Below are 8,881 nucleotides of genomic sequence, written 5' to 3' on the forward strand. Positions count from 1 at the left end.
GAATGCCGGATCAGATCGATTTGAGGTACTCGATCAGATCACTCTTTTCCTGATCGGTCAGATCAAGGCGAAGATGGCCGTCATAATGCTTGACAACATCATTGAGGGTGGCGAACCGGCCGTCGTGGTAAAATCCGCCCTTGTGGATCTTTTCCACGTCCCACAAGGCCCGCAAGGACGCCGTCCTGTAGCGCTCGTCTGGGGACCGCATCGCCTGGAAGTCGTCAATCCCTATCTCGTCGGCCGTATGCAGGTTCCAGCCCGGTTCGGTGAAGAGCGGCGGGACGTGGCAAGTCGCGCATTTGGCCTTTTCGTTGAAAAGAACCTGTCCTTTCTCCGCGGCCGCGCTGTCGAAGGCGCCCTCCGGCGGCTTCGGGGTTGGCAGCGAGAGCTGATAGAAGTGAAGCGCCGGCAGTTTGGCGGTGATCCGGTCTTCCTTGTCCTGCTTGTGGCCCTGCTTCGTTCGTGCTGCGACCGGATACTTCTCGGCGTCATCAAGGCGTGGATCGTAAAACACACCCTTGCCGTGCATCTCAAGATTGCCGACATAAGCGTTCCAGTAGCTCACCGTGCCCCAGGCTCCGGTCCATGTGTGGTTGTTTACACCGGCCAATCCGAACGCCGGCGGATTGAGCGTGGCCGCCGTCTTGCCGTCCGGCCGAAATGCTTTGCCGTCGAGGTTCAGTTCGGCATCGAATTTCCCGGGACCCCACGCCTCAACCGCCTTCTTCACCTCCGCTTCGGATATCTGCAGCATTTCGGTGAAAGCCGTGAGATCAGGTGCGAGGGCAACGATCGCTCCGATATTGAGGTCACGGTTGGGCCAGCCGTCCAGCCGTTGCCCGATCCCGGGTGCGTAGGCGTCGTCGACGGTTGAATGGCACACCGCGCATTGGATGCCCACCGAAGTCAGCGTCTTTCCGTCCTCGGCGAAGAACCCGGTCACCCCGACAACGGCATTGGCTCTCAGCAGGACAAGCGTGCTCGCTGGATCCGCGAGGTCGACCGCGCCCTTGTTGAGCGCATCGGCCACATCCTAGGGAATGGCGTTCACATCGACCTTGAGGCCGAGTTCGAGGGCTTTCTCCGGGCTCAGGCCGGGCCCTGTGCCGCCCAGCTTCTCACCTGCGATTGCCTCGTGGAGTTTCAGTCTGCCGCCCCAGAAATCCTCGCTGCCGAAAGTGTCGAAGCGGAATGTCTCGCGGCCTTCCTCGAGATATCGCTTGGCCTGCTCGGCGGCAGCGTTGTCGAAATCCTTCCCGCTTATTTTTCCTTTGGCGCTCATTTGAGCCGCGGCCGGGATCAAGCTTGAAGATAGGAGAAGAGCGAAAATTGTTGCTGTACCATTGAAACGCAAGGGCATATCACGTCCCTCCCAAAGACGATTGCCAATCGGCGGTCATCTTTGGTTCGCGGGGCCTGAATTCCACGCGAAACGGAATGCAGCCGAATTATATTCAAATCTTCAAAAACAACAAAGGTTCCGGCCGGCCCACTGAATGGCCGCACCAAGTCGCTTTGCCTGACGACCTATGCACGGGACGCAGCTTCACATTGATCCGCGAATTTTGTGAAGAGCGCAGGCTAGCCCCAATGAAAAGGCTAGTGCAGGCGATACGGCCGGACCATAGATATGCGGATTGGCGAAGTAGGTTCATGGTTATATCACCGCGGCCGCCGCTCGCCGCGCGTCCGCAATCAGCGCGGAAATCTCTCTGCGTTGCCTCACAAGTGAACTGACCGTAGCGGGTCAGTTTGAAACCAAGAGGATCTGCCGTTACTATTAGTTGGGGCTAATGCATATCTCCTTGGTCGGAAGGGACCAAAGTGGAGAAGTTCCTGGCAGGCCTGTTGGCAGCGGCGCTGGTGGCGTCGGTAGAACGATGCTGGTCTAAAGACAAGCTACCTTACAAGCCGATCTCGAAAGAAACAGTGAGAATGGCGAGTGCCCTACGGTATTCCGACATTCTGAGCCAAGAATGCATGCATGGGCGGCGCTATCCGCAGAGCAAAATTGAGAATGGCTTCAAAAGGCACTTCGAGGAAATGAGACTGCAGTTGGTCGCGGAAGGGCACACCATAGTGGCTAGTGTGACCGAGAACGACTCACTCTGGAGTATGTCGGAGATGGAATTTGACACCAAACGGCGGCTTGGGATTGCGCCCCAATTTGGCTGTTTTCGAGCATACTGGCTAGATGATTGAGGCCGGGTTGCATAAACAGGGCTGGACGAGCGCTGGTGATAAACACCTTGCTGAACGTTCGCCCTGACTAGCTCCGAACTTGATAGCCGAGGCGCTGCCTTGACTTCCGGAATTGCTTCACCAACTATGGCTCTATGAACGTCACTGTCAAAATCCGTTGCGATTTTCTTTTCCGGGTTTGTCCCATCGCGGGATCATAACCCCCGGCTCGGCTGCCATGCGCCCCGAGCCGAGGGGTAAAACCTAAATCAACATATGATGATCCGTAGGGTGCACCGCCTCTGGGGTTTTGGTGCATCGACGAATATTTTCCCGAATTGGCCAGTTCCGCCACCTTTGATGACGGCTGGCCCAACTAGAATATGAGTATCCAAATGCAGAACAACACGAAAACCCGGCGTAAGCCAAACATCCGCATCTCGCAGTCAGACCATGCACGTTTAACGGCGCTTGCGAGCACTGTGGCCGCTCGAAATCCGGAGGCTTCCGATGAACTGCTCGCCGAACTCGAGCGCGCACGCGTCGTCGCCGATGGTTGGGTCTCCGCTGGCACCGTCCGGATGGGTTCAACTGTGACGTTCAAGCCCGACACCGGCGATCGGAAAACGATCACGCTGGTTTTTCCTGGCGACGCGGACATCTCTGAAGGCAAGGTTTCAATCCTCACGCCAATCGGCACGGCCCTGATCGGCCTCTCGGCTGGACAGTCTATCATGTGGACCGCCCGAGACGGGCGCCGGCACGAATTGTTGGTCCTTGCCGTGAACCAGCCCGCCCCGGAAGGCGATGGAGCCGAGCGGCTCGCACCAGCGTCTCCGGCGATAGCGGCGAGTCTCTAGGCATGGGCGTCTCCGTACGTCTCCTCAATCATGCAGGCAGCCTGATCGCGGGAGTCTAACCCCTGCGCCGGCCTTTCTGGGTCCGGCACAGGGGTAATTCTTCACACCCGATCAATTTCCTGACGCTGGATCCCCTTGCACGGGGCCGGTTGGAGACGCACCATGCCCAATATCGACAGCTGTCAACTGACGACAAAGGACTACACCATTCTGGAAGTGATGCGGGAGCGCCATCCGGCTCGCACCCAGACACTGTTGATTATCCTCGACCGGAAGATTTCGAGCGCACTCGTCATGTTTCTGGAAGACATCCCGGCAACCGTCGTGACGCTCAGCAGCCGCGTGGCTTACCGGGTAAACGATGGCCCCACCGAAACGCGCATCCTCACACATGGCGAGATGCGTGGTCTGGTAGGCATGCTTTTGCCTATCACCAATCCGCGCGGTCTGGCACTGCTTGGTCTGGCCGAAGGTCAATCCATGACCATTCCGAGCGCGGACGGCAGCCCTGAAACGCTGACTGTCCACGAAGTAGTCTATCAGCCGGAAGCCGCAAGGCGCGAGAGATTGAAGCTGGCGCTGGGGGCGGAACCGGGCTCGTCGCAACTGGGCAGGCCTGTTCTCCGCGTCGTCCATCGTTCTGACAAGCTCCAGGACAACGCAGTGAACAAAGTCATGGCGGCTTTCGACACGGGGTTCGACGACCCGGGGCCGTCCGCCGCCTGAGAGCTCGACCATCCCGAAGGTTGTGATGGGTAGACAACTGGCCCGGCGCGGCTGATCAGATAGTCCGCGACGATCCTGCTGCGACAGCGCCACCAGATTGTGTCCGAGCACATCATGGCGCACCTGCCTGCGGAGGGCATAAGCTGGTTCAGGCCGCCAAGAAACTCCGCCGACAGCTAGTCGGCGTAGTTGTGAAAACTCTGGTTGATCCAGAAAGCATTGAGTGGTGGCGGAATATCACGCGCCTTGCGCGCAGGGTTCGCTCATGCGCGCCGTGCCGTCCGAGCTCTTCCTCAAATGTGCGAATCCGAGCACCTACCGTAGCCGGTCGGCAGCCCTCAGAAAGCTGCCGGAATGCACGATTTCGAAGAACGTACGGGCCGCGGTCAAGGTCCAACATGGTTTGCCAGTTCAGTGCAATAAACTTGCATCAATGCGGCATTTAATTGCGTTTGCCTTCCTGTTTTATGCAGCGCAACGTTCATAGCCAGGCGGCTTTCCGTCACTGACGAATAAATGAACGCAGGCGAGGCCTGATCCCCTTGCGACCGCGGGTTCGCAAGTTGTTGTCCGCCGTTGAGCCCGCCCGGTCTGCCCGCAGTGAGGAGCAGGAAGCACATCATGTCCATGCCAGCCACAGTCTTGGATGATCGCAAACCCAGGTTCCTGATCAGGTGGCTTTTCTCGACCAACCACAAGGATATCGGGACTCTCTACCTGCTGTTCTCGATCATGGCCGGCGTTCTCGGCACCGCGCTTTCGGTGTTGATCCGCATAGAGTTGCACGAACCAGGCTTGCAGATTTTTGGCGATCCGGGGGTCTACAACGTTCTCGTCACTTCCCATGGGCTGGTCATGATCTTTTTCGTTCTCATGCCGGCGCTAATCGGTGGCTTCGGTAATTGGATGGTGCCGATCATGATCGGTGCGCCCGATATGGCATTTCCGCGCTTGAACAATATCTCGTTCTGGCTGCTGGTGATGTCGTTTATCCTGTTCATCACCTCGATGTTCGTTCCAGGGGCGCCCGGCACGCTCGGTCATGGCGGCGGCTGGACGCTCTATCCGCCCTATTCGACAGATGGCCAGCCGGGTCCCGCCGTCGACCTCGTCATCCTGTCGATCCACCTTTCGGGCGCCTCCTCAATCCTCGGCGCGATCAACTTCATCACCACCATCTTCAACATGCGCGCACCCGGCATGACGATGCATAAGATGCCTCTGTTCGCCTGGTCGATGCTAGTCACCGCCTTCATGCTTCTCATGTCGCTGCCTGTGCTTGCCGGCGCAGTGACCATGCTTTTGACCGATCGCAATTTCGGGACGACCTTCTTCGGGCCGTCCGGCGGCGGTGATCCGATCCTCTACCAGCATCTGTTCTGGTTCTTCGGCCATCCTGAAGTCTACATCATGATCCTCCCCGGCTTCGGCATCATCAGCCATGTCATCTCGACCTTCGCCAAGAAGCCGATCTTCGGTTATCTCGGCATGGCCTATGCAATGGTGGCAATCAGCGCGATCGGTTTCGTCGTCTGGGTGCATCATATGTATACGACGGGTGTGTCCGCAGACACCCAGCGTTACTTCGCCTTCGCCTCGATGGTCATCGCGGTTCCAACCGGCGTAAAGGTGTTTTCGTGGCTGGCGACCATGTGGGGAGGATCGATGGAGTTCAAGACGCCGATGCTCTGGGCTCTCGGCTTCGTCCTGCTCTTCACCATTGGCGGCGTCACCGGCATCGTGGTCGCCAGCCCCGGCCTCGATCGCGTGCTGCATGACACCTACTACGTCGTGGCCCACTTCCATTATGTGCTGTCTTTGGGCGCGGCCTTCGCCATCTTCGCTGGCTTCTATTACTGGTTTCCGAAGATGACTGGCTACATGTACAGCGAGACGCTGGGCAAGCTGCATTTCTGGCTGATGTTCGTCGGCGTCAACCTCGTCTTCTTCCCGCAGCATTTCCTTGGCATGGCCGGCATGCCGCGCCGCTACGCGGATTATCCGGACGCTTTCGCCGGCTGGAACTTCATTTCTTCGATCGGGTCATACATTTCTGCTGCAGGATTTATCGTCTTCCTTATTACGGTCGCCGAGGCATTCGTTCGAAAGCGCGAGGCCGGCGCCAATCCATGGGGCGAAGGGGCGACCACGCTCGAATGGCTGCTGCCGTCGCCGCCGCCCTTCCACCAATGGGAAAAGCTGCCGCGCATTCTCTAACACTCGCCTCCGGTTCCAAATCGCCGTCAGTGTCACTTCGACATTTTGTCGGGAGAACGTCATGAACGAGACCACAGATCCAAACAACCAGATCCTGATCGTGGCGATTATCGCGTTTTATTTGGCATTGCTGGGCAGTTGGAGCCAACTTCTGCCGCGCTCGGGCGACGATAAGACCAAACGGGACGACGCGCCGACAAAGCAACGAACCGGCAGTAGCGAAAACACTTCTTCTGCGGACACGCCCTTGGATGTGATCCGAGAGATCGACCCGAATTTCGACCTTGCCGCGTTTCTGGCCGGCGCCAAGACTGCCTATGAATTTATCCTGCGGGCCTATGCGGACGGTGACATTCAAACGTTGAAGCGCCTTGTCGAACCAGAAGTGCTCGATACCTTCGAGCGAGCGATTGCCGGGCGCCGGGTTCGGGAGGAGACGCTGCAATTGACGTTCATCGGCACGAGCGAAGCAAAGATCGTCGACGCTTTCGAGGAGGATGGTACCGCTGAAATTGCCGTTCGCTTCGTTTCCGACATGGTCAGCGCTACGCGCTCGGCTAACGACGTGATCGTCGCCGGCGATCCCCAGCAGATCGTTGAGGTGATCGATACGTGGACGTTCGCCTGTGAAACCCCGTCAACGAGGCGCAATTGGATGTTGCTCGCCACGGAAGGCGAGTAACAGGTCTGTGCTCTTCCGATGTGCCTGCCTGGCAGCCGCGCCACAGTTGGAGGGCGGTCCAATCGGAGCGCTGGACGGCCTGCGCGATTTGTCAGCTTTTGACAATGCGCATCCACTATTTGTGTATCACGATCAATTCGACATGACCCGGTTCAGTCGATCATTTTCAAGCAGCGAACGGGTAGCACCGCCGAAGATCCACTCCCTGAATCTGCTGTGTCCGTACGCGCCGGATATGATCAAATCCGCATGCATCGCTTCGGCCACATCAGCGATCGATCCACCATCGGATTCTTCCGGAAACACGTCCGCCTTCGCCTTTACGCCGTGGCTCGAAAGGAAGGCAACGACATCGTTCAGGCTGTTCCAGGTTTGATCGGTCGCGTCATCGTCGATCGTGATTACACGAACTTGCTGAGCCATTTGCAGAAACGGCATGGCATCAGTTACCGCACGCCTGGCTTCACGCGTGTCTTTCCACCCGACAAGAACCTTGTTGATCCGGAAATTTTCCTGGTTGGTCGAGGCGACCAATACAGGTCGTCCTGACTGAAGGATCAGGTTGCCGAGATCGGTGGAACGATGAACGTTGCCAGAAGAGGCGCCCTCGGGCGACGCTGTGACGATAAGATCGGCTAGGCGCGTTGAGTCGATCAGTAAGCGGGTCGGATTGCCCACAGCCCCGCGCCATCCCGTATCAACCGAAGCGCCAGCAAGACTTTCGAATTCCGCGCGGAGGTCCCCAATTCGTCGCTCGATGTTCTTGCGCTGGCGCATCATGCTCTCTCCTTCGAATGCCACGCCTCCTTCCATTACAACGGGTGGCGGTACGTCGGCTGCCGAAAGACCGATCAGGCGTGCGTCGAAGCGCTGGGCCAGATCGACAGCGAGCTTGATCACGGGTGCGACCATACCGTCGATGTCGAGATTGAGAACGATTGACTTGTAGCTCATTGGATTTCCTTCCATGGGTTGGAGATGATGCGGGGCCGCTAAGGGGAGCGCCAAGAAGACATCCTGCCGCGAGACGCGGCTTCGCGATGCGGCAACCCTCAGGCCTGCCCGCAACGTTTCAAAAATTCGATGACGGACGATCAAGTAGTGAGTGCGCCGGCCGGCGCGATCGTGAGGTTCTCGCTTTACTCGAACATGATCCGAGCGGTACCTCTTTTTGCGATCAACAGTCTCCGAGCCTCCTGGATCCGCTCAGCCTGTTGTTTGGTATAGGGACCCATCGGCCGAGTCTTTTCATCGCCGCGACAAACCCGGCAGTACCAGTGGCCGCTGTCCGAGAAGATTTCAACTGAGGTCGGTGCATCGTTGGCCGCCTCCTTGGCGACCTCGGCCGTGAATTTCACGATCTTTGAATAATGCTGGGGGGGCGCACCCGTGCGCAAACCACTGGTGACGCTAAGTTCCCGCTGCACGGTGGACATAGTCGAACTCCTTTCGGTCACAACGACATTGCGCTCTGCCATTTCTGATTGCGCTCTTCTCGGATCGGAGTGCCGGATAGCGCTTGCTAGGTCGCTATTTGGCGCTCCATCTCCACCTCTGCTTTTAGACTTTCGATGTCGCGGAAGATCGAAGCGACAGCCAGCGTGCGCCCTTCGCGCTTGAAGCGGAGCAGGCAATCCTTGGCAACGATGTCGCCATCGATCGCGATCTCGTCCCATTGCACGGCATGGCCGACATAGTTGATGGGAACATCGTAGTGCTGGCTCCAGAAGAACGGCACGGCGATGAATTTCTCGCGATGGCCGAGCATGTTGAGGGCCGCGGTTCGCCCCTGCCTCTCGGCAACTACCCAGTGCTCGACCCGAATGTTCTCGCCACTGTGAGGATCCGGCCACCGCGCAATGTCGCCGGCCGCGAAGATGCCTGGTGCGCTCGTCTCCAAAAAGGCGTTTACCACGACACCGCGGTCAAGGATGAGCCCCGCCGTCTCGGCAAGCCCTGTCCGCGGTCGCACGCCGATGCCGACGACGACGAAATCCGCCGCCAACGTATCGCCACCGCTGAGTTTCACCCTGCTGCCGTCGATGCTGCTCGCGGTGTCCTCGAGATGGAATACGACACCATTCTCCTCATGGAGAACGCGGATGAAGTCGCCGATTTGCGGACCCATGATCCGTTCCATCGGCCGTTTTTCCGGCGCCACGACATGAACTTCGATCGCGCGCGAGCGCAGCGCCGCGGCAACCTCCAGGCC

The 8,881-nt window shown here is 58.3% G+C and carries 10 protein-coding genes; 5 read left to right on the forward strand and 5 right to left on the reverse strand.

Annotated elements, in window-relative coordinates; translation table 11 throughout:
- Window positions 1-10 precede the first annotated feature (10 nt).
- Window positions 11-1,033 (reverse strand): c-type cytochrome, encoded by a 1,023-nt coding sequence (locus tag BQ8482_RS31130; protein ID WP_244603055.1) that lies wholly within the window; start codon window positions 1,031-1,033, stop codon window positions 11-13.
- A gap of 3 nt (window positions 1,034-1,036) precedes the next feature.
- A complete protein-coding gene (locus BQ8482_RS39750) occupies window positions 1,037-1,285 on the reverse strand; it encodes a hypothetical protein (RefSeq protein ID WP_244603056.1) in 249 nt (82 codons plus the stop codon).
- A 542-nt stretch (window positions 1,286-1,827) separates the two neighbouring features.
- On the opposite strand from BQ8482_RS39750, the gene BQ8482_RS31135 reads away from it, so the two are divergent.
- The 5 genes from BQ8482_RS31135 (at window position 1,828) to BQ8482_RS31155 (ending at window position 6,669) form a co-directional block, all read left to right on the forward strand.
- Window positions 1,828-2,205, forward strand: a complete 378-nt coding sequence (locus BQ8482_RS31135; RefSeq protein ID WP_123151087.1) for a hypothetical protein — start codon at window positions 1,828-1,830, stop codon at window positions 2,203-2,205.
- Between the two features lie 374 nt (window positions 2,206-2,579).
- The gene (gene rnk / locus BQ8482_RS31140) at window positions 2,580-3,044 is read left to right on the forward strand and encodes a nucleoside diphosphate kinase regulator (RefSeq protein ID WP_123151110.1); all 465 of its coding nucleotides are present in this window, start codon (window positions 2,580-2,582) and stop codon (window positions 3,042-3,044) included.
- 162 nt (window positions 3,045-3,206) lie between these two features.
- Window positions 3,207-3,770 (forward strand): GreA/GreB family elongation factor, encoded by a 564-nt coding sequence (locus BQ8482_RS31145; RefSeq protein ID WP_123151088.1) that lies wholly within the window; start codon window positions 3,207-3,209, stop codon window positions 3,768-3,770.
- A 621-nt stretch (window positions 3,771-4,391) separates the two neighbouring features.
- Complete coding sequence (ctaD, locus tag BQ8482_RS31150) at window positions 4,392-5,987, forward strand: cytochrome c oxidase subunit I (protein WP_123151089.1); 1,596 nt, start codon at window positions 4,392-4,394, stop codon at window positions 5,985-5,987.
- Between the two features lie 61 nt (window positions 5,988-6,048).
- Window positions 6,049-6,669: a Tim44/TimA family putative adaptor protein gene (locus tag BQ8482_RS31155; RefSeq protein ID WP_123151090.1), complete on the forward strand. Its 621-nt coding sequence runs from the start codon at window positions 6,049-6,051 to the stop codon at window positions 6,667-6,669.
- Window positions 6,670-6,801: 132 nt separating this feature from the next.
- Here the strand turns inward: BQ8482_RS31155 and BQ8482_RS31160 are convergent, their stop codons facing one another.
- The 3 genes from BQ8482_RS31160 to BQ8482_RS31170 form a co-directional block, all read right to left on the reverse strand.
- Window positions 6,802-7,623: a universal stress protein gene (locus BQ8482_RS31160; RefSeq protein ID WP_123151091.1), complete on the reverse strand. Its 822-nt coding sequence runs from the start codon at window positions 7,621-7,623 to the stop codon at window positions 6,802-6,804.
- 185 nt (window positions 7,624-7,808) lie between these two features.
- The gene (locus tag BQ8482_RS31165) at window positions 7,809-8,105 is read right to left on the reverse strand and encodes a hypothetical protein (protein WP_133254870.1); all 297 of its coding nucleotides are present in this window, start codon (window positions 8,103-8,105) and stop codon (window positions 7,809-7,811) included.
- A gap of 86 nt (window positions 8,106-8,191) precedes the next feature.
- Window positions 8,192-8,881: NAD(P)/FAD-dependent oxidoreductase (locus BQ8482_RS31170; RefSeq protein ID WP_244603057.1), on the reverse strand; the 690-nt coding region annotated here is incomplete at its 5' end.

The sequence above is a fragment of the Mesorhizobium delmotii genome, assembly GCF_900149755.1.
Classification (GTDB): Bacteria; Pseudomonadota; Alphaproteobacteria; order Rhizobiales; family Rhizobiaceae; genus Mesorhizobium; species Mesorhizobium delmotii.

What these genes read in the sequence shown, in the direction of transcription:
- BQ8482_RS39750 (WP_244603056.1), bottom strand. Translation starts at nt 1,285, where the DNA reads ATGAGCGCCAAAGGAAAAATAAGCGGGAAGGATTTCGACAACGCTGCC.
- rnk (WP_123151110.1), top strand. Translation starts at nt 2,580, where the DNA reads ATGCAGAACAACACGAAAACCCGGCGTAAGCCAAACATCCGCATCTCG.
- BQ8482_RS31145 (WP_123151088.1), top strand. Translation starts at nt 3,207, where the DNA reads ATGCCCAATATCGACAGCTGTCAACTGACGACAAAGGACTACACCATT.
- ctaD (WP_123151089.1), top strand. Translation starts at nt 4,392, where the DNA reads ATGTCCATGCCAGCCACAGTCTTGGATGATCGCAAACCCAGGTTCCTG.
- BQ8482_RS31155 (WP_123151090.1), top strand. Translation starts at nt 6,049, where the DNA reads ATGAACGAGACCACAGATCCAAACAACCAGATCCTGATCGTGGCGATT.
- BQ8482_RS31160 (WP_123151091.1), bottom strand. Translation starts at nt 7,623, where the DNA reads ATGAGCTACAAGTCAATCGTTCTCAATCTCGACATCGACGGTATGGTC.
- BQ8482_RS31165 (WP_133254870.1), bottom strand. Translation starts at nt 8,105, where the DNA reads ATGTCCACCGTGCAGCGGGAACTTAGCGTCACCAGTGGTTTGCGCACG.